25 protein-coding genes and 1 tRNA gene are annotated in these 26,385 nt (G+C 38.0%); 13 read left to right on the forward strand and 13 right to left on the reverse strand.

The annotated features are described in order from the left end of the window. The first annotated feature begins 200 nt into the window (after positions 1–200). Positions 201–1,595, forward strand: coding sequence for an LLM class flavin-dependent oxidoreductase (locus MP622_RS08665; RefSeq protein ID WP_243790516.1), 1,395 nt, complete (start codon positions 201–203; stop codon positions 1,593–1,595). A 163-nt stretch (positions 1,596–1,758) separates the two neighbouring features. On the opposite strand, the gene MP622_RS08670 is transcribed toward MP622_RS08665, so the two are convergent. The 5 genes from MP622_RS08670 to MP622_RS08690 all read right to left on the reverse strand — a co-directional run bounded on the left by MP622_RS08670 (position 1,759) and on the right by MP622_RS08690 (position 6,690). Next, positions 1,759–2,952: an FtsX-like permease family protein gene (locus MP622_RS08670; RefSeq protein WP_243790518.1), complete on the reverse strand. Its 1,194-nt coding sequence runs from the start codon at positions 2,950–2,952 to the stop codon at positions 1,759–1,761. 40 nt (positions 2,953–2,992) lie between these two features. Continuing rightward, on the reverse strand, positions 2,993–3,946 hold the full coding sequence (locus MP622_RS08675) for an efflux RND transporter periplasmic adaptor subunit (protein ID WP_243790520.1): 954 nt from the start codon (positions 3,944–3,946) through the stop codon (positions 2,993–2,995). Continuing rightward, entirely contained in the window at positions 3,936–4,661 is a 726-nt protein-coding gene (locus MP622_RS08680; protein ID WP_243790522.1) for an ABC transporter ATP-binding protein, read from the reverse strand. The genes MP622_RS08675 and MP622_RS08680 overlap by 11 nt, the downstream gene beginning before the upstream one ends. A 615-nt stretch (positions 4,662–5,276) precedes the next feature. Then, positions 5,277–6,161 (reverse strand): cation diffusion facilitator family transporter, encoded by an 885-nt coding sequence (locus MP622_RS08685; RefSeq protein ID WP_243790524.1) that lies wholly within the window; start codon positions 6,159–6,161, stop codon positions 5,277–5,279. A gap of 19 nt (positions 6,162–6,180) precedes the next feature. Continuing rightward, complete coding sequence (locus tag MP622_RS08690; RefSeq protein WP_151504138.1) at positions 6,181–6,690, reverse strand: cytochrome b/b6 domain-containing protein; 510 nt, start codon at positions 6,688–6,690, stop codon at positions 6,181–6,183. 936 nt (positions 6,691–7,626) lie between these two features. On the opposite strand from MP622_RS08690, the gene ribA reads away from it, so the two are divergent. After that, the gene (gene ribA / locus MP622_RS08695; RefSeq protein WP_016167415.1) at positions 7,627–8,229 is read left to right on the forward strand and encodes a GTP cyclohydrolase II; all 603 of its coding nucleotides are present in this window, start codon (positions 7,627–7,629) and stop codon (positions 8,227–8,229) included. Between the two features lie 121 nt (positions 8,230–8,350). Here ribA and trpA read toward each other — a convergent pair whose 3' ends face one another. Continuing rightward, the gene (trpA, locus tag MP622_RS08700) at positions 8,351–9,136 is read right to left on the reverse strand and encodes a tryptophan synthase subunit alpha (RefSeq protein WP_243790525.1); all 786 of its coding nucleotides are present in this window, start codon (positions 9,134–9,136) and stop codon (positions 8,351–8,353) included. Beyond that, positions 9,133–10,344 (reverse strand): tryptophan synthase subunit beta, encoded by a 1,212-nt coding sequence (gene trpB / locus MP622_RS08705; protein ID WP_044739383.1) that lies wholly within the window; start codon positions 10,342–10,344, stop codon positions 9,133–9,135. The genes trpA and trpB overlap by 4 nt, the downstream gene beginning before the upstream one ends. Positions 10,345–10,446: 102 nt before the next feature. Between trpB and MP622_RS08710 the strand changes: the two genes are divergently transcribed. After that, positions 10,447–11,328, forward strand: coding sequence for a LysR family transcriptional regulator (locus tag MP622_RS08710; RefSeq protein ID WP_104440888.1), 882 nt, complete (start codon positions 10,447–10,449; stop codon positions 11,326–11,328). A gap of 810 nt (positions 11,329–12,138) precedes the next feature. On the opposite strand, the gene nudC is transcribed toward MP622_RS08710, so the two are convergent. Next, positions 12,139–12,912, reverse strand: coding sequence for an NAD(+) diphosphatase (nudC, locus tag MP622_RS08715; protein ID WP_104440889.1), 774 nt, complete (start codon positions 12,910–12,912; stop codon positions 12,139–12,141). A gap of 638 nt (positions 12,913–13,550) precedes the next feature. On the opposite strand from nudC, the gene MP622_RS08720 reads away from it, so the two are divergent. Continuing rightward, on the forward strand, positions 13,551–14,081 hold the full coding sequence (locus MP622_RS08720; RefSeq protein WP_243790527.1) for a hypothetical protein: 531 nt from the start codon (positions 13,551–13,553) through the stop codon (positions 14,079–14,081). Between the two features lie 386 nt (positions 14,082–14,467). Here MP622_RS08720 and MP622_RS08725 read toward each other — a convergent pair. After that, positions 14,468–14,544 (reverse strand) — tRNA-Arg (locus MP622_RS08725). A gap of 178 nt (positions 14,545–14,722) precedes the next feature. Between MP622_RS08725 and MP622_RS08730 the strand changes: the two genes are divergently transcribed. From MP622_RS08730 to MP622_RS08770, 9 genes are all read left to right on the forward strand, one after another. Further along, positions 14,723–15,658, forward strand: coding sequence for an ABC transporter ATP-binding protein (locus tag MP622_RS08730; protein ID WP_151504144.1), 936 nt, complete (start codon positions 14,723–14,725; stop codon positions 15,656–15,658). Further along, on the forward strand, positions 15,655–16,428 hold the full coding sequence (locus MP622_RS08735) for an ABC transporter permease (protein WP_016167408.1): 774 nt from the start codon (positions 15,655–15,657) through the stop codon (positions 16,426–16,428). Before MP622_RS08730 ends, MP622_RS08735 begins: the two co-directional genes overlap by 4 nt. Then, positions 16,428–17,243, forward strand: a complete 816-nt coding sequence (gene queF / locus MP622_RS08740; RefSeq protein WP_243790529.1) for an NADPH-dependent 7-cyano-7-deazaguanine reductase QueF — start codon at positions 16,428–16,430, stop codon at positions 17,241–17,243. The genes MP622_RS08735 and queF overlap by 1 nt, the downstream gene beginning before the upstream one ends. A 27-nt stretch (positions 17,244–17,270) precedes the next feature. Then, entirely contained in the window at positions 17,271–17,921 is a 651-nt protein-coding gene (locus MP622_RS08745) for a hypothetical protein (RefSeq protein ID WP_243790531.1), read from the forward strand. 136 nt (positions 17,922–18,057) lie between these two features. Next, positions 18,058–19,200, forward strand: a complete 1,143-nt coding sequence (rodA, locus tag MP622_RS08750) for a rod shape-determining protein RodA (RefSeq protein ID WP_243790533.1) — start codon at positions 18,058–18,060, stop codon at positions 19,198–19,200. Between the two features lie 20 nt (positions 19,201–19,220). Next, complete coding sequence (mltB, locus tag MP622_RS08755) at positions 19,221–20,222, forward strand: lytic murein transglycosylase B (protein WP_243790534.1); 1,002 nt, start codon at positions 19,221–19,223, stop codon at positions 20,220–20,222. A 293-nt stretch (positions 20,223–20,515) separates the two neighbouring features. Beyond that, complete coding sequence (locus MP622_RS08760) at positions 20,516–21,127, forward strand: septal ring lytic transglycosylase RlpA family protein (protein WP_016167403.1); 612 nt, start codon at positions 20,516–20,518, stop codon at positions 21,125–21,127. A 125-nt stretch (positions 21,128–21,252) separates the two neighbouring features. Then, positions 21,253–23,031 (forward strand): amidohydrolase, encoded by a 1,779-nt coding sequence (locus MP622_RS08765; RefSeq protein ID WP_243790536.1) that lies wholly within the window; start codon positions 21,253–21,255, stop codon positions 23,029–23,031. Positions 23,032–23,211: 180 nt separating this feature from the next. Next, positions 23,212–23,667, forward strand: a complete 456-nt coding sequence (locus MP622_RS08770; RefSeq protein WP_016167401.1) for an Mpo1-like protein — start codon at positions 23,212–23,214, stop codon at positions 23,665–23,667. Positions 23,668–23,729: 62 nt separating this feature from the next. On the opposite strand, the gene MP622_RS08775 is transcribed toward MP622_RS08770, so the two are convergent. The 4 genes from MP622_RS08775 to MP622_RS08790 form a co-directional block, all read right to left on the reverse strand. Further along, entirely contained in the window at positions 23,730–24,044 is a 315-nt protein-coding gene (locus tag MP622_RS08775) for an AzlD domain-containing protein (protein ID WP_016167400.1), read from the reverse strand. Beyond that, positions 24,041–24,754 (reverse strand): AzlC family ABC transporter permease, encoded by a 714-nt coding sequence (locus MP622_RS08780; protein ID WP_243790538.1) that lies wholly within the window; start codon positions 24,752–24,754, stop codon positions 24,041–24,043. The genes MP622_RS08775 and MP622_RS08780 overlap by 4 nt, the downstream gene beginning before the upstream one ends. A gap of 176 nt (positions 24,755–24,930) precedes the next feature. Next, positions 24,931–25,761, reverse strand: a complete 831-nt coding sequence (locus tag MP622_RS08785) for an AraC family transcriptional regulator (protein WP_016167398.1) — start codon at positions 25,759–25,761, stop codon at positions 24,931–24,933. A gap of 95 nt (positions 25,762–25,856) precedes the next feature. Beyond that, positions 25,857–26,333 carry a DUF3465 domain-containing protein gene (locus tag MP622_RS08790; protein WP_243790539.1) on the reverse strand — a complete coding sequence of 159 codons (477 nt, stop codon included), beginning with the start codon at positions 26,331–26,333 and terminating at the stop codon, positions 25,857–25,859. Positions 26,334–26,385 lie beyond the last annotated feature (52 nt).

Raw genomic sequence — 26,385 nt, forward strand, 5'->3', positions numbered from 1 at the left:
TATAATCCATGGTTTTATTCACATTCAAATTTATATATTTACAAGTTTTAATTTATTTTACCTTTATCACCAAAACTTCAATAAACACCCCTCATATTCATAAACATCATTTATGATAAAGATTGATTTTTTTATTATGAAAGTTTTCATATTTTCTTATTAAGATTATTCATTATTTTCGTTAAAAATCTTAAACCAATATGACCAAAAAAATTAGATTTAATGCTTTTGAAATGAATTGTATCGCCCACCAATCACCTGGCTTATGGCGTCATCCGCAAGACCGCTCTACAGAATATAAAGACTTAGAGTATTGGACAGATTTAGCCCAAATTTTAGAACGAGGGAAATTTGATGGCATTTTTCTGGCAGACGTATTGGGAATCTATGATGTCTATCATCAATCCGCTGAACATGCACTGAGTGGTGCTGTACAAGTTCCTGTCAATGATCCGCTACAAATTGTTCCCGCGATGGCTGCTGTCACCAAACACTTGGGCTTTGGTGTGACCACCTCTATCTCCTTTGAACATCCTTATCCATTTGCACGCCGTATGAGCACGCTGGATCATCTGACCAAAGGTCGTGCGGGTTGGAATATTGTGACCTCATATTTAGAAAGTGGTTCTAAAAACTTAGGTTTAAAAAATCAGGTCAGCCATGATAATCGTTATGACATTGCCGATGAATACCTTGAAGTTCTGTATAAACTTTGGGAAGGGTCTTGGGAGCAAGACGCTGTGCTTCGTGACAAAGAAAAAGGGATTTTTGCTGACCCTAAAAAAGTGCATCCGATTCATCATGAAGGTGAATATTTTACCGTTCCAGGTATTCATATTTGTGAGCCCTCTCCGCAGCGTACTCCAGTTCTTTATCAAGCTGGTGCATCACACCGTGGACAAACTTTTGCCTGCCAAAATGCAGAATGTGTTTTTATTTCTGCACCAACCAAAGCAGCAGTAAAAAAACTTGTTCAAGGCATCCGCGCTAAACTTGCAGAAAATGGCAAAGATCCTTCTTCAATTTTAATTTACACCATGCTGTCTATTGTTGTAGATGAAACAGATGCAAAAGCTCAAGCTAAATTTAAGGAATATCAACAATATGGAAGTTATCATGGTGGATTAACCTTAGCTTCTGGCTGGTCTGGGGTCGACTTCTCACAATTTAATGCTGCTGATCAGGTTGAATACATTCAGACCAATGCTATTCAATCTATGCTGGACTCCTATGTAAAAGCTGATCCTGATCGTATTTGGACAATTGAAGAAATTGCTAAATTTATCAGTGTCGGTGGTAATGGACCCGTACTCGTCGGCTCACCAACAACCATTGCAGACCGTCTACAAGAGTGGGTAGAAGATACGGGTGTTGATGGTTTTAATCTTGCCTATATCTTGGCGCATAAAACATTTGAAGATGTTGTTGAATTTGTGGTTCCAGAGCTTCAACGTCGAGGTGTTTACCAGACTGAATATGCCACTGGAACTTTACGTGAAAAACTATTTGGACAAGGAGCATTGTTGCCTGAAAATCATAGAGGAGCCAGCTTCCGCTATCATCCACAAAAAAAGAAAGCCGTAATTCAAGCATAAAGCATTGACAATAAATAGTTTGAATTATTCAAAATGCTAATGCTCAACGCTCTATATTCATCGATCATATTGCTGCAGGTTTTCTTAGCATTCACTCTTAGAAACTTAGCCTGCAGTAGCCCATACTCATTTCTATATCTTTCTCACCATAAGTTCGTCCCTTTCAACGCCCCGAAAATACTTGGCTTGGCTCCATCTTCAATACAGGGCGTACGCTCAATGCAGCAGCAACCAAGCAGACCAGTACAACAGTCACCGCTCCTAACACAGGGGTAAACCACATCATCCGAAATGGATATCCAGCCATAATTGCCAACTGCCCAATCATGGCACAAAGCCCAAGCCCGAGACCCGTTCCTAGAAGCCCACACAAACCTGCCTGAACAAATACCATGGTCAAAAGAAGTCTGGGGGTGGCCCCCATCGCGCTAAGCACAGCATAATTACGCAGGTTCTCATTCGTAAACATGTAAAGCATAACGCCTGTTACACCAAAGCCGACAGAGATTGCCAAGGTTAGCATTGCCCCAATGTCTCCTACATCTTCAGAGTTCAGCAGAAACCAATGCACAGTATCCGATTTAAACTGTGCAGATGTCCGTGCACGTAAACCTGTGGCTGACTCGATGCGCGCTGCTAAGTCTTCAGGCGCTACCTTTGGTGCAGCGTTGACCAGCACGAATGTGAGCTGACGGCGTTCTGGTGGCAAAATTCGAGTCGCGTTCGAAAAAGTCGTATATAGCAACGGACGTGGTGGAAATCTAGGAAGTCCTTGCGATTGACCGAGAATTCGCAAGCTATGATCATTCAGAAGTAATTCATCACCTGTGGTCAGTTCACGGGTTAGCGCATCAAAATCTATTTTACCTTGTGGCAATTGCTCCGAAATTTGCAATGTGGTTTCCAACTTACCATTGGTTCCTCCTGCATCAATCACCACTGCATCAGGAACTCTCAATAAGCTAGGCATTACCTTATTTTGGATAGTCGGCATGCCGAGCAATGTTGCATCATCAACACCAATCACCTGAAAGGGCTGATAACGCCCATCTGGAAAACGGACATCTGCTGTGGCAAACATGAGGGGGACTGCTGACTGCACCCCTGCTACACTGCGAACTCTTGCCAATGCTTGCAAGGACATATTGGTGGTTTGCTCAACTGAAGTTACCGCAGGATCCATCACCCATACATCTACAGTACCATTCTCGGAAATAGGTGCGTAACCTCGCGTCATAATTCCAGCAAAGTAGGATGCTGCAAAAGTCACCAAGAACGATGTAAAGGTAATACCAAAGATTAAACCCACATATTTAGCGCGGTCACCCAGCAGCATTTTTAAGGCTATACGTAACATTTTGGTACTCCTTTTTAATGCATGCAGACGGACTGGATCATTACAAAATCTTCGCGGAAGACAGTGTTGCTGTGGATTGCGAAGGCTTACTCTTTGAAGATTTGTCTACTGTGGTCTCAATGAATACATCAACTTGTTGCCCAACATAAATTGGCAAGGTGGTGTGATCAAAACTATAAATGACCTGCAAGGCACGGGTATCGACCCGCTCGGTGCTATCGCCCGTCAGTGAGGTTTTAGGCAGCACATACGGATCCACCCGTTCAAATTTCAGTGTGGTGTGTAAATTTGGATTACCCCGCACAAATGCCACAGCATGTGCCTCTGGCTGGATTCGCCATGCATCATTCTCATCAATGTCAGCACGTACGAATAGCCGATCATCATTACCAATCAACATCGAAGAGTCACTAGGCACACCACCTTGCACGAATGCGCCGATACGAATCTTGTTTTGTAATACTCGTCCATGGATTAAAGCACGTACAGTATAGCGCTCAATATCCATCTGAATTTGCTTAACCTGCGCTTGAGCTGATGCCAGCTCAGCTTCAGCAAGCTGGACTGCAAAGCGCCGATTGTTGAGTTCCTCGACGCTAATCGCACGTTTATCCGATAAGCTGTTCGCAAGTTCAAATTGGCTCTTGGCTTGTGCCAAACGCGCTGCAATTTCTTTGATTTTCGCCATTGCAGGTAGAAGTTGGGCTTGAAGTTCACGATCATCAATCTTAAATAACTTATCGCCAACCCCCACCTCGCTGCCTTCGTGCACATACAGTTCGACCACAACACCAGACACAGGCGTGCCGACAACGATATTTCCTGTACTTGCCTCGATAATACCTGCTCCAGCCACATAGCTCGGAAAAGGTGATTTGGGTGACTGAACTACGGGTTGGGATGGAGGTGATTGCCTATTGCCAATCAGTACCATCGTGACAGCAAGCAATAGACCGATCAGTGCGAGTATTGGGAGCAAATATTTACGCATCATTGTACTTTGCCTCCTCGATTTGATTGCTTATATCGGCAATCTTCCCATCATCCATATGCGCGATACGATCAGCAAACTCATAAATACGGGTGTCATGTGTTACCACTACTAGTGCGCGATCTGGAGCTTGTGCTACATTCCGCAAGATCTCCATCATGGCATGTCCCGTGGCATGATCCAAACTACTCGTTGGTTCGTCACAAATAATGATTTTAGGTTCATGCACAAGTGCACGCGCAATTGCTACACGCTGCTGTTGCCCACCACTGAGCTGGCTTGGAAGTGCATCTTCACGTCCCGAAAGTCCAACCTGATCCAGAATGACTCGAGCACGTTGAAGCGCAAACTTGCGCTCTTCGCCACTGATTAATAAAGGTACGGCAACGTTTTCAGCGGCAGTCAATGAAGGAAGCAAGTTAAAAGTCTGGAACACAAAACCAATAGAAGTTCCACGAAAATGCGCTCGCTCGGCTGTAGTCATGTTTTCCAAGTCTTTGCCAAGTATGGTGCATGTGCCTGCATCACGTTTCAAAATCCCCCCGATAATTGAAATTAGGGTTGTTTTTCCACAGCCTGAAGGACCAGCCAGAATAAGTAACTCCCCTCGGTAGACATCAAGATTGACACCTCGTAAGGCGGTCACTTTCGCTTCACCGACACCATATTCTTTCGTCACACCAGAACACTTGATGAGGACATCCTGACTCGACTTCATTATTTTTGTCCTTATGTCTAGTCGCTGAAAACTCAGTTTAACTTGTCTAAACTCTAGGCTAGACCAATAACTTCTTTATCATTGTGAGTACAGCTTCTCTGTAAAAATATTTGATCTAATCAACTCTAGTTTCAGGGCTTTGTTATCAATGTCCGCTACGCTTTTGCGAAGAGTTTTAACAAATCGAGCCATGTAATTTAAAGGCTAAAATTTATTCTAATTCATACAATATACTATGGCATAAGCACAGGCTGTAATACCACATAAAACTATGAAAATTTTAAATAACATATTGATAATCACATTATTATTATCTATGAAAATGATGCTCTTAAGACATATATCTAATGCTATAAAAGGCCGTGTACGGATATTAAAAAAAGAAAGAAAGTTGCGCTGAAAAGTATCCCAATTGAGCTTAAACTTTTCGTGATCACCATGTAATTGAAGTATTGAGGTACTACAAAAGAATTTGATTTTAATATGAGTTAAATAATATAAATTCGAGGCTTAATTGAAACAAATGAACTTATTAGACCTTTTCAATAAATCTTTTTAAATTCAGGCATCTTGAATCTTATTTATTCTTGATGCCTATTTCTTTCTACTTTCAAATTATATCGGGTCAATGTGAGTAACCACATCAATCACATTATGGTTTTTGAGGACTTCATTTCTGGCATCTACTGCTATTTTATGTCCTTCTCTTACACTTTGCTCGCCACGGACTTCTAAATGAACATCCACAATAATCATATCACCCATTTTACGGGTTCTGAGTTGATGCAAGCCCAATATACCCTCTTTATTCAATAAGGTTTCTTTAATAGCAGCAATCTCATCTTCATTTGCCGACTTGTCCATCAAATCATGTAAGCCACTCCAGCTAAAGTCGAAACCCATTTTAGCAATCATCAAACCGACAATTAACGCCGCGATTGGATCAAGAATCGGGTATCCAGCAAGATTCCCTATAATCCCTAATGCCACAACAAAAGAAGATGCTGCATCTGAACGTGCGTGCCAAGCATTCGCAATCAATAAACTCGATTTTACTTTTTTGGCAATAGCGAGCATATAGCGGAACAAGAGTTCCTTACAGATCAATGCGGTTATTGCTACCCAAAGCGCTATGCTATGAACTTGGGGAATTTGCTCAGGATGAAGAATTTTATGGGTTGCCGTCCATAGCATTCCGACCCCAACGGACAGTAAAATTAAACCTAGTATAAAAGATGCTGCATTTTCAAAACGAAGATAACCATAAGGATGAACGTCATCTGGTGCTTTTTGACTATGACGATTGGCCACTAATACAATAAAGTCCGCGACTAAATCACTTAAAGTATGAATACCATCTGCAACTAAACCTTGTGATTTAGAAAACAGACCAATCCAGATCTGCCCAATCGATAAGAAAATATTCACAGCAACACTTATCCATGTTGACTTTGAAGCAGCTTTCGCCCTTAACTCAAGATCAATATTTGATTCAATCATAATCTTTCAAGCTCTTGGTTCACTTTTTAAAATAAAGCATACTTTTCAAAACGTTATCTTTAAATACATAATGATGAATTAATGCAGCCAATGCATGAAAGCCTATCAGCACCATGAAAGAATTACCTAGAAATTCATGGATTTCTCCAATTTTTTCAACATCCCATGAATTACTTATGAGAGGTAAACTCATTCCAAAAAACTGATAACTCTCTGTTAAACCTGATAAAGTAACCCAGCCCAGTACAGGAATTAAAAACAACAATGAATAAAGCGTGTATTTCACCATCAAAAATAAAGTTCGTTGATATTTATTCATCGGCTTGTTCAGCGGAATATCTTTTCTATAAGTAAAAATCATTATAATTCTGATAAAAAATAGCAAAAATACGGATACCCCAGCGAAAACATGGAGTTCTCCACTTTTTAGATGTACGGTTGGGTCTCCACCTGTGAGATACGCCAACACCACAAGGCAAAGTGTAAGCCAATGCATAATCATTATTGGAAAAGGATATTTATTTTTCATAACAACCCCAAAATTCAAAAATATAAATCGATATTAATACCTTACAAAAGTGACCTTAAATTTAAATTAATTTTTTAAAATATTTAAAAAATCAAATACTAGAAAATACCATCCAGCACCTAATAAAAATAATCATTCTTAATTACATTAATCTTATCCTATAAAATAAACATCAGACTCGACTAAGTTTCAAGGATTCTATTCTGTTTAATTCGAAAATATTTCAGATGTAGCTTTTATGTATAAAATTCAGAAAATAAATATGTTTAACGTTTTTCTGTTTTATGAAAAATGGAGGAATAAAGTCTAGCTAATCCTCCCCATCAATTTAAAACGAAAATATATATCTCATTAATCCTAACTTTAAAAATCCTACACTTAAGTTTATCTTCAAATAAGCCAAGCTCATTTATTTTTGCTTGCGACAAACTTCGACAAGGATCCCCCTATTTATATAGTTCACACTAGTACCTTATCCATTTTCGATAACTCAAGTCGTTCAGCCGAGCTCCACCTTTTCTATTTGTGCAGTCTTTTCTGGTAAATGAATTGTATTGGCATACTGACATGGAATTTTTTGACCACAAAAGTTCATATCATGAACAGCTTTTGTTTATATTGAATCTATCATGTCATCTGTGTTAATTTGATTCAAAAACACCATAAATAGCTAAATTTATTAAATATTTTAATAAATTTAATTCTTTAAAACACCAAAAATGAATAGGCACCTGCATTAATGCCGATTAATCAGTGTACTATTTTTCCCTGTTTAAGCTTATATATCTGAAAATTGTATTGTTCATGCTCTACTGGAAAAATTGGTTCATTCGACAATACTGTTTCACATAAAATTCACTATTAAATGCATATTATCTAATTGAAAGTTTAATTCAGCGTATTTTATCTATTATCAAGATATAGGTGGATAGTCCAGTGGCTATAGAATTTGTTTCCAAATCAAAGTTACCTACTGCGTTTGGCGATTTTGAAATTATAGCGTTTCAAGACCAAAGTACTGGTGAAGAACATATCGCTCTTGCCAAAGGCATGGATACTATTTCTAATCAACCTGTACTCGTCAGAATTCATTCGGAATGCTTAACAGGTGATGCTTTTGCTTCACTGAAATGTGACTGTGGCCCCCAATTACATTCAACCATGAAAATGATTAATGATGCTGGTCAAGGTGTGATCTTATACCTGCGCCAAGAAGGCCGTGGCATAGGATTAACCAATAAAATTCGGGCCTATGCACTCCAAGACCAAGGACATGATACTCTTGATGCCAATTTATTATTAAATTTACCAGCAGATGCTCGTAAATATGATATGTGCACGATTATGTTAGATTATTTAAAAATAAAGAATGTAAAACTCATTACAAATAATCCCCTTAAAATTAAATCTTTAACTGATTTAGGAATTAATGTTGTTGAACGTATTCCTTTAAAAGTAGGTTTAAATATCTTTAACAAAGCTTATTTAGAGACGAAGCAAAAACGTATGTCACATCTGTATGATAATAGTGATTTCTAAAAAATGATCACTTTCAGAAAAAACTCCACATCCAAAGTTCCATCTCCCTTATGGGAGACGGTTTTATCACGTATGGTTCTTGATAAATTAACTTTAAATATACGGATTAAAAAACAGGATATTATTTATTTTCTCTCAGTATTTGTGAAAAAACTGTGACTTTTTCTAAAGTTGCGTTCATCCCTTTATTAAAAAAAGTATCGACGAGCGCTGAACCGATAACAATAAGTTCTACTTTATTGGCTAATGCTTTAACATGACTCTCATTTTTGATCCCAAAGCCAATTGCAACTGGAATATTAAAAATAGGCTTGATTTCAGCAATCTTTTTCTCAAGGTTAGACAAATTTAAGTCTCCTCCTGTTAAGCCATTTTCTGCAACATGATATAAAAAACCTGTCGCGCGCGCTGAGATTTGCTCTAACCTTTCAACTGGGGTAGTCGGTGCTGTCATTGCAATTAAATGCATATTTTTTTTATTTAACTGCACTTCAAATTTTTCTCGATATCCATATGGAGCATCTAAAATCAATATTCCATCTATAAGATTTTCTGTTTCGGCGATAAGTGTCTCAAAACCATATTGCATCATCGGATTTAAATAAGTCATGAAAATTATTGGTGTCTGGTCATCATGCAGCCTGATTGCTTTTACCAACTCAATGGTCTGTTTTACCGTTTGACCTGAACTTAATGCTCTAAGATGTGCTGCCTGAATGATCCCTCCATCTGCCACTGGATCTGAAAAAGGAATGCCAACTTCAATAATGTCAGCTCCAGCTTGACCCAATTGACTTAACAAACGACAACTTTCTGCGAAATTAGGATCTCCAGCAGTAAAATAACAGACCAGACCACTTCGATTTTCCAGTTTCAATTGCTCTAATTTTTGATCTAGACGGTTCATGCTGTAGCTCCTGCAAGATATTTTTTGACCGTGTTTAAGTCTTTGTCACCTCTGCCGCTTAAATTGACAATAATGATCTGTTCTGGCTGCATTTCTTGAGCAAGTTGAATCGCATACGCAATCGCATGAGAACTCTCAAGAGCAGGAATAATGCCCTCCTGTTGGCTTAAAAGCTGAAATGCATTTACGGCTTCTTGATCGGTTATAGCCGTATATGTCACACGTCCTGTTTCAAACAGAAGGCCATGTTCAGGGCCAACACCAGGATAATCTAAGCCCGCTGATATAGAGTGCCCCTCTAAAATCTGTCCATCTAAATCTTGTAGCAAATAGGTTAAATTGCCATGCAGCACACCAACTTGACCTTTGCAAATAGAGGCGGCATGTTCACCAGTATGTGTTCCTTTTCCCCCAGCCTCAACGGCAAACATTTTGACATTCAGGTCTTCTAGAAAAGGATGCATCAATCCTAATGCATTTGATCCACCACCAACGCAAGCAACCAAAGCATCAGGCAGCTTATGTTCTTTGAGGAGTATTTGGTTTCTGGCTTCTAGACCAATAATTTTTTGAAATTCTCTGACCATAGTCGGATATGGATGAGGACCCGCACCAGTACCTAACAGATAATAGTTTGTATCAACATGACTAATCCAGTCACGTAATGCTTCGTTCATCGCATCTTTTAAAGTCCCACGACCTTTTTGAACACTTCTGACTTCAGCTCCGAGTAATTTCATGCGTTCAACATTCATTTGTTGGCGCTGAATGTCTGTTTCTCCCATAAAAATGGTACATTTCATCTTAAACAGTGCGCAAACAGTTGCTGTTGCAACACCATGTTGTCCAGCACCAGTTTCTGCAATGATTCTGGTTTTCCCCATAAATTTGGCTAATAAGATTTGCCCAACACAATTATTGATCTTATGCGCACCCGTATGGTTCAAATCTTCTCGCTTGAGATATATTCGAGCACCTCCCGCATAAGCTGTTAGGTTTTTTGCATAAAAAAGAGGACTAGGGCGACCAACGAAGTCCGTTAAAATCTGCTGATATTCAGCCCAAAATTCAGGTTTGTGCCGAACAGTATTAAAGGCTTGCTCTAATTCTTGAAGTGCGGGCATTAAGCTTTCTGGCATGTAACATCCGCCAAATTTACCAAAAAATCCCAAGTCATCAGGACCATTACCTGTATAAGGGGTTGTCATCTCATATCTCTTTTACTATCAAAACTTGTTTGATCTTAAAATATTTTCATTTTTCTGATAATTGATATATTTTGAGCTCATGGTGTTAGAAAATTTTACAACATGAAACGCAGAACATTACCTCCCCTTAATGCTTTAAAAGCATTCGAGGCAGTCGCCAGAAATAAAAGTTTCAGCTTAGCTGCGGAAGAATTATGTGTAACCCATAGTGCGATTAGCCATCAAATAAAGCAGTTAGAAGAATGGTTAGATAAAAAATTATTTATTCGACATTCCTCTACCATCTCTCTGACAAAGGATGCAGAAGAATTATCGCTAGTTTGTACGCAACTTTTTAATAATTTAGAACAATGCGTCTTTGAGTTAACAAATAAAACATCAGAGGTAGAAGTTGTAATAGGCGCTTCTCATAGTTTTATGGCAAATTGGCTGATTCCCCGATTAGAAAAAATCGAAATAATCTATCCCAATATTCATATCAAATTAATGACATGTAATGACTTAAAATTGTTAGAAAAAGAGAAGGTTGACATATTTATCAATAGCATAAATGAAAACCATACACTTCCTAACTTTTTGAATAAATATCTTTTATTTCCCGATAACATGGGGCCTATTTGTAATCGTGAAATAAATCCTCTCCATACAAAACATGATCTTTTAAATTATCCATTACTTCATACCCACTCAAATAAAAGTGCATGGCATACATGGTTTGATCAGTCCAAAATTAACTTTTCCCCAAAAGCGAATGATCGTTATTTTGATAGTCTCAATTTGATGATAGAAGCTGCTGTGTCTGGGTTAGGAATTGCCATAGCACCTCAAATTCTAATAGAAAAAGAAATATTAAATGGTAGGGTCATTGCCCCTTTTGGTTTTATCTATTGTGACTATAATTTTTATGCAATGGTCAGAAAAAATAATGAAAATCATGATGTAATGAATATCATTCATTGGTTAATAGCTGAAGAAAAAGGTTAAAAATTATTTTTTGATTTAAAAATTCTATTCAATGAATATTTTTTCGCTTATATCATCATATTTTATTCGCTTAAACCTATTTAAAGTATAAGAATAAACTGTAAAAGTAACCGCACCGAGACAAGTGTTGGTAAATAAAGTTTTTTAGGCTATCGATATTACAATGGCAATAATATTGATAGCCAAGCAATGCCGTGATTAAATTTGTTGGGCTATTCAAATACTCAGATAAATCTAAATACAAACCTGAACATGTCTATCTAAATCTCCTCCAGATAGGACACATCCAATAGAATAAAAAGTAAAATCTCAGTCATTGAGTTTTGTAATTTTCATTAATTTTAGCTGTTTTATTCTGAATTTACTGTCTTTGATCACATCAGACTTTTCAACGAAGTTTCACCCTAATTTCAGCTTAGGACTATCCTTCTGTTTAGAGTTAAACTTGTGAGATATTAATTTCAAGTGAAAAAAAAACCGAACTGTAGAGAGAATATTCAGTTCGGCAAAAGGGTAGCAAATAAATACAATACTTTGATTAATTCTGTGTCGTTACACGCATAATGCCTCGTAATTTGAAAATACGCCTAGAGCTCCACTTTATACTCTCAGCCTGTAGGCCGAGTCGTAGTACCTCGTCATTCTCTTTTGCAAAAAACATATATTAGCTTTAGACAAAAGCTGAACTTCAATTCACTCATCTTGATGCTGTGATTATGATAAACAAATTACATGTGAACTAAGTGTGAAAATAAGATGACGAAATTCAATAATTGACACTTCAGAAAAGGTATTCTGCCAATTTTTCCTTCAAAGCCATTCTTTCGTATCATCCGCCACTGGGGTGCCATTTATCACATGATTAATCATGGCATACGCAATACTGCCTTTAAATGGAATCTCAGGTAAATTATCAAACTTGAAAAATTGAGCATCACTGAGTTCCTCTTCCTGAATCTGAATTTCCCCTGAGTGATATTCTGCTTTGAATGCCATCATCAAATTGCTGGGAAATGGCCATGGCTGACTTGCAAGATATTGAATATTTCTAATCTGAAGCCCAACTTCTTCCAAAGTTTCACGACGTACAGCATCTTCCAAGGTTTCCCCGACTTCAATGAAACCAGCAATCAAACTGTACATCTGAGATTTGTTACGCGCATTTTTTGCTAATAGAATTTCATTTTCACCCCGGGTAATGATGGTAATCACACAAGGATTAACACGCGGATATTGGTTGTAACCACAAGATGGACAGCACATTACATACTGATTCGTAGGTTGAAAGGTTGCATGACCACATTTACTACAAAAACGGTGATTACGATGCCATTCTAATAACTGTACTGCGCGGCTAGCTTCTGCAAATTCGTTTTGGTTCCATACTTGTACCAATTGTCGGATCGGAATCAACTGATAACCTTCTGGCACAGGCTCATCCTCTTTTAAATCCCTTGCAATGATCTTGCCATTTTCTGACAGGTTCAAATCATGCTGAAGACTTTCTACCTGCGGTAATTGAAAATTTTCATCTACCAGCAACTTCTGCTCTCTAAAAATATACGCTTTTGAATGTATGCTCATACAACCCTCAGATTAAAAAAAATCCCATACTAAAAGTGTATGGGATGAAACCAAGGAAGCTTACATGGAGTAACTTCAAGAAGAATACTAGGCACTAAATGTCAGAATTACAATCATAATAATTTGTATCTTTTTGATTAAAATCACAAAATTTTCACACCAACTATGCATCAAGGCATCACTAAAATTAGACTGATAAAATAACTGATGTTTTAGTCTGATCAATGAACTTTACATTCTAGAGAAGGAGTTTTGCTCATTATTTCTTTCAATATAAAAACTTCATCTGCTCCAGTGATAAGCAAATGTTGAATTCTATATAAAGCTTACTTGCTTGATGACTGGATGCAAAATCAATAACTACTTGGACATCTATTCTTATTTTATCTGGACATTTTTTTCTGTTTTAAGGTTAAATGAGACTACATAAAGCCGTGGAGTTTTGATTATTTATTGACCACGGAATATGAAAAATCACTAAAAAGCTGTTCCAGTGCGCTGAACCCTAGAACAGCTTTGACTAAGATATTGATGCTTAAAGGAAAATTTCAAGCATTATGTATAACGTGCATTATGTTAATTGTAGAAATATTAAAAAATTAGTAGATTGCTAAAGGTTTTTTACTTCATTAAAATCAATGAAAAATACATTAGAACAAGCTTTTCCTATTCAGCGAATAGAAGCTATTAAAAGTTTATTAACTGACATTAATGCAGTAGGGCAAAGAGTAGTTTGCTTAAATGGAGATATTTTAGAAATTCCTTATAGAATCTATAATGATTTGCCCAACTTTTCACATCTTAATAATTTATCAACTCAAGAACTTTCGATAATTTACTGTCTTTATTCTAGACACTCTGATGGTTATATACGTCAAGAAATGGTCAAAAAACTTATAGAAATCAAATTTCAATATTTTATGATTCCTTATGTATTTTTGTTGATTGGTGAGTATGTCGTTGAAATCATCAATGATATATATCCGCTTATTGAAAAAAATAAAGATTTTTTTATTGAGTTTATGAATAATAATCATGAACTTACCATTCTAACCTATCAAAGAATGGTAAGTTATTGGAACGAATATTATAGGTATAACCGATATAAATACTTGAACGATTACCCTGGTAAAATAATTTTCAACTTATTTAATTCTCATTTAACATAATGGAGCTTATACGAAATTGAGTTGTTATTCCCATTTAAAGTTTCCAAGTTAGATACAACTCTCTGTTCATTTGTTTGTGAAATTTGGTGTTCATTAGAAAAAAATATGCAACTGGATACAACAGCCAATAAAACCCATTGAAAGAACATAAAAAATATGACTTTGAATTAGGTTAATAATAACAAAATTTCGGGTTTCAATACTAAATTTATAGACAAATTTAAGCTCAATAATTTTTATCATCATTGAAGTGATTGAATGGATTTTAAAGATCTTGTTAATTCTGCCTTTTTAGAAGTCTTAATTTAATTATAGTTTTAACGATCTTGCAACGATTGATAAACAACACGCTAAGATTATTCTAAATTATTGATTTTATAAAAAAATGGTGCGGCCAGCGGGAATCGAACCCACGACCCCAAGCTTCGGAAACTTGTACTCTATCCAACTGAGCTATGGCCGCGCGTGCACATCATAGCAAAAAAATAAAGAAGTGAAAGCAACTATATAGAAATCATGCATTTTTATGCTTAGAGTTTAATCAATGTTCTAAGCATGCAACGCAGTATTCCCTGTAATTTACTTGGTTTATTAATCAAGATCGCTCACAATAGCCACACTCTATATGCTGTGAGAACTTCATGACCGATGCATTACTGATCAGAGATTTGTCCAAAACTTATCGAAATGGCTTCCAAGCCCTGAAAGGGATCAATTTAACCGTCCCTGAAGGCGAGTTTTATGCCCTTCTCGGACCCAACGGTGCAGGCAAATCGACGACCATCGGGATTATTAGTTCTTTAACCAAAAAAACCGCAGGGACAGTCGAAATTTTTGGTCATAATCTTGATACTCACCCATCGCAGGCCAAACAATGTTTAGGTGTTGTGCCGCAAGAATTTAACTTTGGGCAGTTTGAAAAAACCTTCGATATTTTGGTGACTCAGGCAGGTTATTACGGTATTCCCCGTAAAATTGCAGAGCAACGTGCTGAACATTATTTAGAAAAGTTAGGGCTCTGGGAAAAACGTAATACTCAAGGTCGAATGTTGTCAGGTGGTATGAAACGCCGATTGATGATTGCTCGTGCCATGATGCATGAACCAAAACTTTTGATTCTGGATGAACCTACTGCGGGTGTCGATATTGAACTGCGTCGTTCAATGTGGGATTTCCTGACTGAAATGAATGAAAATGGTACATCTATCATTCTAACGACACACTATTTAGAAGAAGCTGAAATGTTGTGTCGCCGTATTGCCATTATCGACCGCGGCGTGATTAAAGAAGATACCACGATGAAAGCCTTCCTTAATCAATTACACGAAGAATCCTTTATTTTTGACTTGGCTGAACCAATTCAACCGCTGCATCTCGATATTATTGGTGTTCGCTTCAATTTAATTGATCCTGTCACGCTTGAAGTCACCATGGACAAAGCGCATACCTTAAATCAATTATTCCAGTTACTTGAAGCACAAGGCATTCAAGTGCGTAGTATGCGCAATAAATCCAACCGCCTTGAAGAATTGTTTGTCAGACTTGTGGAGAAAAATTTGGAGGGAACTACACCATGAATATGACTCAAATGCGTGTTGCTCTTTTCACATTAGTACATAAAGAAGTTCGCCGCTTTATGCGCATCTGGCCGCAAACCCTATTACCACCTGCCATTACCATGAGTCTATATTTTGTGATTTTTGGTAATTTAGTCGGTTCTCGTATTGGGCAAATGGGTGGCTTTAGCTATATGCAGTTCATTGTGCCTGGCTTAATCATGATGGCGGTGATTACTAATAGCTATGCGAACGTTTCATCCAGTTTCTTCAGTGCCAAATTCCAAAAAAGTATTGAAGAATTGATTATGAGTCCAGTCCCTTTACATTTAGTCCTTTGGGGCTATGTCTTGGGTGGGTTATGTCGTGGTGTACTGGTTGGGATTATTGTGACGGCTATGAGTCTGTTTTTTACTGACTTATATATCACCAATTGGTTTGTGACTATATATACCGTCATTGTGACATCGTTATTATTTTCATTGGGCGGCTTTATTAATGCTGTTTATGCCAAATCTTTTGACGATATTTCTATTATTCCAACATTCGTACTGACTCCACTGACCTATTTAGGCGGTGTGTTTTATGCGATTAGCGCACTTAGCCCATTTTGGCAAAATTTGTCTTTAATTAACCCGATTGTCTATATGGTTAATGCCTTCCGTTTCGGAATTCTTGGTCATAGTGATGTGAACGTTTCGATTTCACTCACCGTGATTACTTTATGTTGTGCTGTCCTTTACGGTATAGCGTATTATTTACTTTCTCGTGGCTCAGGAATGCGTGAATAATGAGTGTAGAACATTCTTTACTTGGTAAAGACACCCAATATCCATCAACATATCAACCAGATATTCTTTTTCCAATTGCGCGTGCTCAGGCACGTTCAAGCTATGCCCATATTGAGGGCATTCAACAGGGTAAAGACTGGTGGCATGTGTTTGAAATTTCTTGGCTTAATGCTCAGGGTATTCCACAAGTTGCAATTGGTCGTTTAACCCTACCAGCATCTTCACCCAATTTAATTGAGTCCAAATCACTCAAGCTTTACTTTAATAGTCTTAACTTTACCCAATTCGATTCTGAATCTGCATTTGTCGCCACTGTAGAAAAAGATTTATCCGCAGCTGCGGGCGCTACAGTAACGATTCAATTGTTCCAAGTAGATGCTTTGACTATTGATCAACCTGAGGGCATCTGTATCGATGACTTGGTTCCTGACCGCTTAGAAAATCAACCAGATGCATCGTTACTCTGTTTAGATCGTGAAAATACGGATAATCTGGAAATCCAACTCTATTCACATTTACTTCGTAGTAACTGCCCCGTGACAGGTCAACCCGATTGGGGTACAGTTTTTATCCGTTATCAGGGCAAAAAGCCTTGTTATCGCTCACTTTTAGCCTATATTATCTCCTACCGTCAGCATAATGGCTTTCATGAGCAATGCGTGGAACAGATCTATGCCGATATCTGGCAAAATCTGCAACCTGAAAAGCTTATGGTTTATGCGGCTTATACTCGCCGAGGTGGTTTGGATATCAACCCTTGTCGTGTATCGGATTTAACATGGATGCCTCGCCCAATTCGCTTGGCGCGACAATAAAATGAATAATATTGAGGTTAAATAACAATGCCTTTTTTTGGTTTTGTCCCTTCTGAAACACTATTAAATAGTATTCAAACAGGTCAGCAGAAAAAAAATTCAAGTGAAGCACTTTACCCTTTACGTGATCAAACTGCTTTATTGATTAATGATGAAATTATTGACGCCATTTTAACGGAGTTAGTTCGTCGTTTTCCGCCGAGTGATAAACGTGATACTGCGGAAAAATTAGCAGGTTACATTAAATCAACTGTCGCAGTGTTATTGAAGCAACTTCTAAGTAAAGCTCCAAATGATGTGGTGAAACAATCAATTGAGTTTTCTGAAAAAAGCTTGTTCAAAGATGCGCAAGGTCAATATCGCGTAGGTGAAAGTTTAGATGCCAGCTTGGTGACTAATTTAAAAACCACGTTTGCTGATATTCGTGCAGGTGACGATACTAATAAAGCCGTTTTGATCGAATTATACAAACAGTTCGCAGAAGCCACTGTACGTCATTTCATGAATGATTTTAACAAAACCCTCGATTTGGGCATGATTAAGCGTAAAGCAGCGGATATCGGCTCTGCGGCTGTGATTAAAGCCGTACATATCGCAATTGATAAAATCTTCCCACATTTAACCAAGGAAGAATTGATTATTTTGGCTGAGTATCACGATACTCTGTTCCATTATTGATAGAAATTTACACTATCGGAAACCTAGCTTTTGCTAGGTTTTTTTATTGCAAAATATTGATATACAGCATCCATACACAGGTATAAGGTAGCAGGCGCAAAATACGGCCTAAGACTTTATTCTACAAATATCTTCCATGACTACTCCTCCTCAGTCCAAATTCTTACGACATGCACCCCGTGACGGTTTAAGCACAACTTTATTGCCATCGAAGTGGCATAAATTACACCTCGATCCATGGTTATGCCTCTATTTATTGCTTACAGCCCTATTAGGTTTAACCGTGCTGTATAGCGCTTCGGAGCAAGACTGGGGTTTAGTGTCGAAACAAGCGATTAGTTTCACCATTGGTTTTTTCACCATGTTAGGCTTGGCACAAGTTCCTCCGAAGGTTTATCAATCTTTTGCACCTTATCTATATATAGTGGCACTGTTGTCACTTATTGGGGTCAAACTCTTTGGGGAAGTTCGTTTAGGTGCACAGCGTTGGATTGATATTCCAGGACTGGGCAGTGTACAACCCAGCGAATTTATGAAAATTGCCATGCCCTTGATGATTGCATGGTTTTTAGCAAGACGCCCTCTGCCCCCAAAAATTGGGCAGATTGGCATTTGTCTGATCTTTATTGGTATTCCCTTTATTTTAATTGCTGAACAGCCCGATCTTGGGACTTCATTACTGGTGCTTTCCAGTGGAATCTTTGTTTTATTCCTCAGTGGCTTGTCTTGGCGTTTAATTGCAACTGCAATCGGACTCGCAGCACTGATTATTCCTATTGCTTGGCAATTTTTACTGCATGATTATCAACGACAACGGGTGTTAACTTTGATCCATCCCGAAGCTGATGCACTCGGTACAGGTTGGAATATTATTCAATCAGAAACTGCGATTGGTTCTGGGGGTATTTCAGGCAAAGGTTATCTCTTAGGCACACAATCTCATCTGCATTTTTTACCAGAAGGTCATACCGATTTTATTATTGCAGCATTTTCTGAGGAATTTGGGCTAATTGGTATTATCATATTGATTGTATTGTACTTTGCGATCATTAGCCGAACGTTTCAAATTGGATTAAACAGTTTTCATAACTTTGGCCGTTTAGTGGCAAGCAGTTTTGCTTTGTCATTTTTTGTATATGTCTTTGTCAATGCAGGCATGGTCAGTGGTATTTTACCAGTGGTGGGTGTGCCTTTACCTTTTATGAGTTATGGCGGTACTGCAATTATTACTTTAATGGCCACTTTTGGCGTTGTGATGTCAATTCATACACATCGATAATTTTTTAGGATTTAACCTATATGACACATTTGTCTATTAATAAAAAACTGAAGCGTTTATTTTTACTTATTGGTACATTTTCAGCTACCAGTTTTTGCCAAGCCAATGATTTTGCAAATGATCCTCAATATTCCAGTTTTAAAGAAAAAACCATGCGGAGCTATGGTCTCACAGCAGAACAAGTTGACTGGGCAATGAATGGCTCACGTAATCTTCCCAATATTATCAATATTATGAACCGACCTGGTGAAAGTAAGCCATGGTATGACTATAAAACCAATTTCATGTCTGAAAGTACCATTCAGCGTGGAGTTCGATTCAAAAATCAATATGCCGATACCTTAAACCGTGCGGAACAGCAATTTGGTGTTCCACAATCTGTGATTTTAGGCATTTTGGGGGTAGAAACAGGTTTTGGTGCAAATAAAGGCAATTTCATCACCCGAGATGCCTTAGCAACCCTTGCATTTGGCTATGAACGCCGTGCTGCTTATTTCCAAGACGAACTGTCTGCACTTATTGCATGGACATATAAAGATGGCGTACCGACTAACTCTGTTGTCGGGTCTTATGCGGGTGCAATTGGCTATCCACAATTCATGCCTAGCAACATTCCTAAATATGGTGTGGACTACGATGGCAATGGGCATGTTGACCTAAGAAATTCAGCAGTCGATGCGATTGGTTCTATTGCCAACTATCTCGCGCAACATGGTTGGCAAAGAAATCAACCTATTGGTTTTGCGGCGCGCTACACAGGTGCGTCACCTGATGCCGTTATTGCCAAGAACCTTGAACAACCTACACCTTATGGTGTGTTAAAACCGCAGGGTATTTCACCCATCAATCCAGTGGTAAAAATTGATGATTTAGATATGGTTAACGTCATTCAACTTCAAGAGAGTTATGGCTCAATTTACTATATTACTTACCCGAATTTTCAAGTGATTACTACCTATAATAAGAGCCGTATGTATGCCACCGCTGTGTGGCAATTAGGCACTGAAATTGCTAGCCGCTAAGGCTAGCTTTTTTCAAAAAACAAATAAGTCAATCTTTTTTTTAATAAAAAAGTATATAAAACAATCAAGTTACACACAATGTTACAATATTGTATATTTTTTAATCATAAAACAATTTAATTACCTACTTTTTGTAAAGATTTCGGTATAAAGACTAGACACCTTTACTTCGGCATGAATATTATCCATCTCGTCAAATGTAGTTGCACAAGTGAATAAATCGACCCGTTTGCTTGTAATTCAATGTTTTACTGCTGAATTACTACTCCGCAAACCCGTCTTTAGGAGATTTTATGCATTCTTCAATGAAATATATTCTTGCCATAGCGACCACGTTCGCCCTGACACAGTCACAGGCCGAATTGGTTCAATCATCGTCATTAAACAATGACAATGATAATTCACGTCTAGCAGCACGTGTATTAAACAAAGATGCTCAGAGCTTTAACTCTCACTTTTCAAATCTAAATAGCCTTTCAATTACTGAGAGTTCTGGAGATAAAATTCGTCGCGAAACGATTGCAGCGAAAATCGAAATCCCAGCAAATGAGCCTTCAGTCATTGACAAGTTAAATGATGTTGCATCCAATACTGTCCGCCAATTTAGCCAAACTGGTGTGGCTTCATGGTATGGTCGTCAGTTTCATGGTCGTAAAACAGCAAACGGTGAAACGTTTGACATGAACGCATTAACGGCAGCTCATCGTAGCCTGCCATTAAACTGCTACATTCGTGTGACCAATAAAAATAACGGCAAAAGTGTGGTTGTAAAAGTGAATGATCGTGGTCCATTCCATGGCAACCGTGTAGTCGATCTTTCTTATGGTGCTGCTAAACAACTTGGTATCACCAATGCAGGAACAGCAAAAGTAAGCATTGAACGCGTTGCAGGTCCTAACTCTTAATTCACGAGTGCAAAACACATTTGACAAAAAGCCACGTTTAAGTGGCTTTTTTTATTTTCTAATTTAATTAATATGTTATTTTAAAAAAGATAAGAAATCGACAACCTGTGGGGGAAAACGATCAAATGACAAAATCAACCCAATATTTAACAACTTCACATTTAAAAACTTTTGCACTGCTAAGTACGGTTTTATTGTCAGCTTGTAGCTACTCCATTTCCAAACACACTCATCGTGGTCAAAAAATAGACCCTAGACAGAATTCCACATTTATTTTACATGGTGGGCCTATTCTTACAATGCAGGGAGATACCCCAACATACGTAGAAGCCATGCTAGTCGAAAATGGCGTGATCAAATTTACAGGCACTCTTGCCAATGCAAAACAAATAAATCCACTTGCACAGCGCTTTAATTTAAAAAACCACACCGTTATTCCAGGGCTCATCGATGCACATAGCCATGCCAACAGTGTCGGCTTACAACAAACCGTTGCTAATCTTTATTCACCACCCGATGGTAAAGTTACAGACATCCCTTCTCTGATTCAAGCAATGCAAGCATGGAAAAATAATAATCCTACTTTCATCCAACAAGCTTCAGGCTGGATTATCGGCAACGGATATGATGATGCCCAATTAACTGAAAAGCGCCACCCTACCGCGACTGAACTAGATAAAATCTCAACCGACCAACCTGTCATTATTTTGCATCAATCTGGTCATTTGGCTACGGTCAACACCAAAGCACTCGAACTACTCAAAATTGATGCCAAAACACCAAACCCAACTGGCGGTGTTATCCGTCGTAAAGCAAACTCTAAAGAACCAAATGGTGTACTTGAAGAAAGTGTGGTTTTTAAAGCCATGATTCAAATTTTCCAGCATATGCCGCCCGAAACCATGGAAAAATTGGCACTCACTGCGGTACAAACCTATGCCCAAAATGGTTATACCACCATTCAGGAAGGCCGAGCCGATGCTGGCACTTCAGAAATGTGGCGCAATTTGGCCCAAAATGGAAAATTACCTATCGATTTGGTGGTCTACCCTGACATTAGCACAGAAAAAAACTATATGCTGCAACATGGAACCAATCGAGAATATAAACACCACTATAGAATTGGGGGCGTTAAAATTAGCCTAGATGGATCTCCACAAGGTAAAACTGCTTGGCTAACCAAACCTTATGTCGTACCACCTGAAGGTCAAAAAAAATCTTACCGTGGCTATGCCGCTTTTCCACAACAGAGCACAGTACAAAATCTGATTGACTTGGCTTTCCAGAATAATTGGCAAATTTTAGCGCATGCCAATGGTGATGCTGCTATTGATCAGTATTTAAACACCATTGAAAAAGCTACAGTTAAATTTCCAACCCAAGATCGACGCAATGTGATTATTCATGCACAAACCATGCGTGAAGACCAACTAGACAAAGCCAAAGACCTAAAACTCATTCCTTCTTTCTTCTCACTACATACTTATTACTGGGGAGATTGGCACGTTCATGAAACTTTAGGTTTAGAACGCGCTCAAAATATTTCCCCTACAGGCTCTGCCTTAAGAAAAGGAGTTTTATTTACTGAACATCATGATGCACCCGTCATTCCTCCAAATAGCATGATGACTTTGGATACCACCGTAAACCGCGTGACCCGTAGCGGTAAAATTTTAGGTGAAGATCAACGTGTCAGTCCTTATCTTGCGCTGAAAAGCATGACCAGTTGGGCTGCCTATCAATATTTTGAAGAAGACAGCAAAGGTACACTGGCTGCTGGGAAATTAGCTGATTTTGTCATTCTGGATCAGAACCCCATGACCGTACCGAGTAATCAAATTAAAAATATTAAAGTGCTTGCTACTTTCAAAGAAGGCAAAGAAGTTTTTCACGCAAGAAATTAGATTTGTAAATACATACCTAAACGCAGTTCAAAATCATTGAGCTGCGTTAATGCATAACAAAACAAATGATAGAAATGAACTAAAATTTAATTTCAAATTTTGACCTCTTTTGTTTTCTATTTTATAGTCTCTCAGGAACAAGGATATAAAAAATACAATAAGCATTTGCAGGAGCAACACATGAAAACAATAAATCAATGGTTCGATGAATACGGTGAAAGCCACCAAAATAAAACCAATAAAATGATTCACTGGCTTTGTGTCCCCACAATTTTATTTTCCATTATTGGTATTTTGGCGCATTTCAGTGTGCTACTTACCGCCCTTATTGTGACCCTCACTCTTATTTTTTATAGTCGACTGGATCTTGTTTTAGCCGTGGCAATGGCAGCCCTAATTTTTGTAATGGCATGGCTGATTTTGATTTTACCTGTCGGTGTAGGTTTTTATATTGCATTGTTCATTTTTGCTTGGATTGGACAATTTTATGGGCATAAAATTGAAGGAAAGAAACCATCTTTCTTCAAAGACCTCCAATTCCTCCTCATTGGCCCAATTTGGTGTATGGATGCATATCTAAATAAACTGGTACCCAAATTAGAAACCCATGCTAGAGCGCAAATGAACGCCATTTAGCGTACATGTCCAATTTTCACAGTGGAATTTGATCTTTTAGATGTTTTCCACTGTGAACTCGATTAAAACACCCAAGCTTCCAATGCATAAAAAAACAGCAAACTCAAAGCCAAACTCACTAAAATTTTTCTTAAAAATAAGGACGCAAGAATACAAAATATCGTGGCATAAAAATAACTATTCCCCTGCAATACTCTCCATTCACCGTGATCAAAAAATATAATCGGCATACAAATTGCGCTCAATAAACACGGTGCTGAATATTTCAACATGCGTTCAAAAAACATTGGAAACTGAATGGCAACTTTAGGTTCTAAAAATAGATAACGATTAAAAAATACAATTGCAGCCAATAAAAAAATAAATGACCAACTCATGTTTTTTGCTCCCAACGCTCCAGACACACCGCAACAAACATTCCCAACATGCCTGAGAGTAAAATTGAGGCTTCTACATGCAATGCGGTTAAACACAATGAGCTTAGAATTGTAGTGATGACACCGATCAAACTCCTCCAATTTTTAATAAAAGGAACAATAATCGCCACCAAAACAGCAACGATAGAAAAATCTAAATGCAAGCTCGACAAATTAGGAACTGTCGAAGCCAAATAAATTCCCAATAGGCTAAATAGCACCCACGCGAGATAAAAACATAAGCCTGCACCCAATAAATAATATGGACGATGCAGTTGCTTGGTCATGGCGACTGCAAATAACTCATCCGTCAATAAAAATCCCAAAGGAATTCGGTAATAACTCGCCAAAACCGAAATATCTTTGCGCAAGGTTAAGGCATAAATAAAATGCTGACTGGTTAAGAAAAATACTGTAATTGCAATTGTAAGTGCTGTTGCATCCGCAGACCACATTCCCAAACTTACCAGTTGTGCTGCACCCGCAAACACAACCGCCGACATCGCTACTGCCTGTGGAATGCTCAATCCTGCATCAATGGCAACTGAACCCGCCAAAATTCCCCATGGTAGTACCGCAATCGATAAAGGAACGATATCGATTGCACCCTGGATAAAATCTTGTGACTTATGATAGGCCCTAGCCCTTAATTGCTGTTGAGAAAGATCCATAACAACATCTACTAAATAAACACACCAATAAAATAGGTGTTTTGCAGCATGCTGATCTTGTACAAAATTGCTGAATAATCATGAAATAATCAAGACATAGAACGAAGCAAATAATCTTCATTAACTTTATAAATTTGAATTATTTAAATAACACATTAAAGTGAGAGTCACTTCTTCTAACGTAGGGTCATCACGTATTGCAAAGGTGTCACACCTACCGATTTTTTGAAATGCCGATTAAAGTGACTCTGATCTGAAAAGCCACATAAATCTGCCACCAAAGCAATATTTTCACCACGTTTTAAAAGCTGTTTCGCTTGGTGCAAACGAAACTGAATGAGCCATGCGTGGGGTGGAAGACCCGTATATTTTTTGAATTGTCGCAAAAAATGCCAAGGGCTTAAACCTGCTGTTTCTGCCAACTCATTCAGGGAATAATCTTTTTCAGGTGCACTCGCCAATAAATCTTTAATCATCAATATACGATTCTGAGCTTCAGGTAATGGCAACTCACCTAGCTTAGTGCGGCTATGATGTGACATTAAATAAGCCAGCGTAGATAGATATAATGTCTGTTTAAATAGTTGATTATCTTTATTTTCTAATAAATCGAACAGCAAGCTAAGTTGTTGTGCCAAGCCTTCATCCTGAATCACTGCGTGGGGAAACCACGGCATGGTTCCTGAAGGTTGAAAAAAATCCTGACTCACATCCCTTAACATTTCAGGTGTTGGATAAATAGCACGATAGCGCCACCCTGTTTCTACTGCAGATGAACCTGTATGCACTTCATCAGCATTCACCAAAATGATATGCCCTTTAGGTGCAATATGCAGTGCACCTGTTCGATAAAACGACTGTGCCCCTTCTTCTATTACCCCAATGCAATAGCCTTCATGCACATGTTTAGAAAATTGTTTTTGTACATAAGAAGCATTCAGTAATTCCAAGCCACCCAATTCTTGGACGTGCTTAAATTTAACAAACTCATGCTTCACTTCGCTCATACAATCAATTCTTTATTCATGCCAGTCAAATCTATTGCACATGCAAAATATCATGTTTATTTTTACTGTATAGAACAAAATTGCTCTCTAATTCCCTATTGGTACATTCTGCCCTGATATTTTAACCAGCCATCAATATGCTGTCGTTGCGGATCATGATGCGTCCAATGAATAACACCTCCCTTTGGGTTATATTCATATTCGCCATAAAACTCAACCGCATCGCCTTTTTGCAGATTTTCTATTCTCGGTGCCAAATCAATATTATGTGCGACTAATACTGTTAATCCATTCTTTAATAACAATATAAATTTCTGGTGTCTGGAGCCTTCATGATCATCAGCCAGAATTGCTTTAACTACGCCACTCGCACGGACTTGCACATTATTTTGTTGCTGCTGAAATGCCTGTTGTATTTTCTGATGATCATCAACCGTAGATACTGATTCCGGAGAAGTTGTAATTGGAAATTCATTTTTAGGAGGCATCTGTTGTTGTTGATTTATGCCAAGATATGCAGCAATAAGAACCAGAATCACCACAACAATTCTAAAATTTGTTTTATTCATCATTTTTATCCTTTTTATTCGATATAAAAAAAGCCCCAAAAGGGGCTTTTTTTTG

This window comes from Acinetobacter sp. PK01 (genome assembly GCF_022819285.1).
In the GTDB taxonomy this organism is placed as follows: Bacteria; Pseudomonadota; Gammaproteobacteria; order Pseudomonadales; family Moraxellaceae; genus Acinetobacter; species Acinetobacter tandoii.

Bases quoted from the DNA above. Each gene is read 5' to 3' on its own strand.
- MP622_RS08775 (WP_016167400.1), bottom strand. From the start codon at position 24,044: ATGAGTTGGTCATTTATTTTTTTATTGGCTGCAATTGTATTTTTTAAT.
- MP622_RS08675 (WP_243790520.1), bottom strand. From the start codon at position 3,946: ATGATGCGTAAATATTTGCTCCCAATACTCGCACTGATCGGTCTATTG.
- trpA (WP_243790525.1), bottom strand. From the start codon at position 9,136: ATGAACCGTCTAGATCAAAAATTAGAGCAATTGAAACTGGAAAATCGA.
- MP622_RS08785 (WP_016167398.1), bottom strand. From the start codon at position 25,761: ATGAGCGAAGTGAAGCATGAGTTTGTTAAATTTAAGCACGTCCAAGAA.
- nudC (WP_104440889.1), bottom strand. From the start codon at position 12,912: ATGAGCATACATTCAAAAGCGTATATTTTTAGAGAGCAGAAGTTGCTG.
- MP622_RS08665 (WP_243790516.1), top strand. From the start codon at position 201: ATGACCAAAAAAATTAGATTTAATGCTTTTGAAATGAATTGTATCGCC.
- MP622_RS08720 (WP_243790527.1), top strand. From the start codon at position 13,551: ATGAAAAATACATTAGAACAAGCTTTTCCTATTCAGCGAATAGAAGCT.
- queF (WP_243790529.1), top strand. From the start codon at position 16,428: ATGAGTGTAGAACATTCTTTACTTGGTAAAGACACCCAATATCCATCA.
- trpB (WP_044739383.1), bottom strand. From the start codon at position 10,344: ATGACAACCCCTTATACAGGTAATGGTCCTGATGACTTGGGATTTTTT.
- MP622_RS08730 (WP_151504144.1), top strand. From the start codon at position 14,723: ATGACCGATGCATTACTGATCAGAGATTTGTCCAAAACTTATCGAAAT.
- MP622_RS08770 (WP_016167401.1), top strand. From the start codon at position 23,212: ATGAAAACAATAAATCAATGGTTCGATGAATACGGTGAAAGCCACCAA.
- MP622_RS08690 (WP_151504138.1), bottom strand. From the start codon at position 6,690: ATGAAAAATAAATATCCTTTTCCAATAATGATTATGCATTGGCTTACA.
- rodA (WP_243790533.1), top strand. From the start codon at position 18,058: ATGACTACTCCTCCTCAGTCCAAATTCTTACGACATGCACCCCGTGAC.
- MP622_RS08745 (WP_243790531.1), top strand. From the start codon at position 17,271: ATGCCTTTTTTTGGTTTTGTCCCTTCTGAAACACTATTAAATAGTATT.
- MP622_RS08685 (WP_243790524.1), bottom strand. From the start codon at position 6,161: ATGATTGAATCAAATATTGATCTTGAGTTAAGGGCGAAAGCTGCTTCA.
- MP622_RS08765 (WP_243790536.1), top strand. From the start codon at position 21,253: ATGACAAAATCAACCCAATATTTAACAACTTCACATTTAAAAACTTTT.
- MP622_RS08790 (WP_243790539.1), bottom strand. From the start codon at position 26,333: ATGATGAATAAAACAAATTTTAGAATTGTTGTGGTGATTCTGGTTCTT.
- MP622_RS08780 (WP_243790538.1), bottom strand. From the start codon at position 24,754: ATGGATCTTTCTCAACAGCAATTAAGGGCTAGGGCCTATCATAAGTCA.
- MP622_RS08680 (WP_243790522.1), bottom strand. From the start codon at position 4,661: ATGAAGTCGAGTCAGGATGTCCTCATCAAGTGTTCTGGTGTGACGAAA.
- MP622_RS08710 (WP_104440888.1), top strand. From the start codon at position 10,447: ATGAAACGCAGAACATTACCTCCCCTTAATGCTTTAAAAGCATTCGAG.
- MP622_RS08760 (WP_016167403.1), top strand. From the start codon at position 20,516: ATGCATTCTTCAATGAAATATATTCTTGCCATAGCGACCACGTTCGCC.
- MP622_RS08735 (WP_016167408.1), top strand. From the start codon at position 15,655: ATGAATATGACTCAAATGCGTGTTGCTCTTTTCACATTAGTACATAAA.
- MP622_RS08670 (WP_243790518.1), bottom strand. From the start codon at position 2,952: ATGTTACGTATAGCCTTAAAAATGCTGCTGGGTGACCGCGCTAAATAT.
- mltB (WP_243790534.1), top strand. From the start codon at position 19,221: ATGACACATTTGTCTATTAATAAAAAACTGAAGCGTTTATTTTTACTT.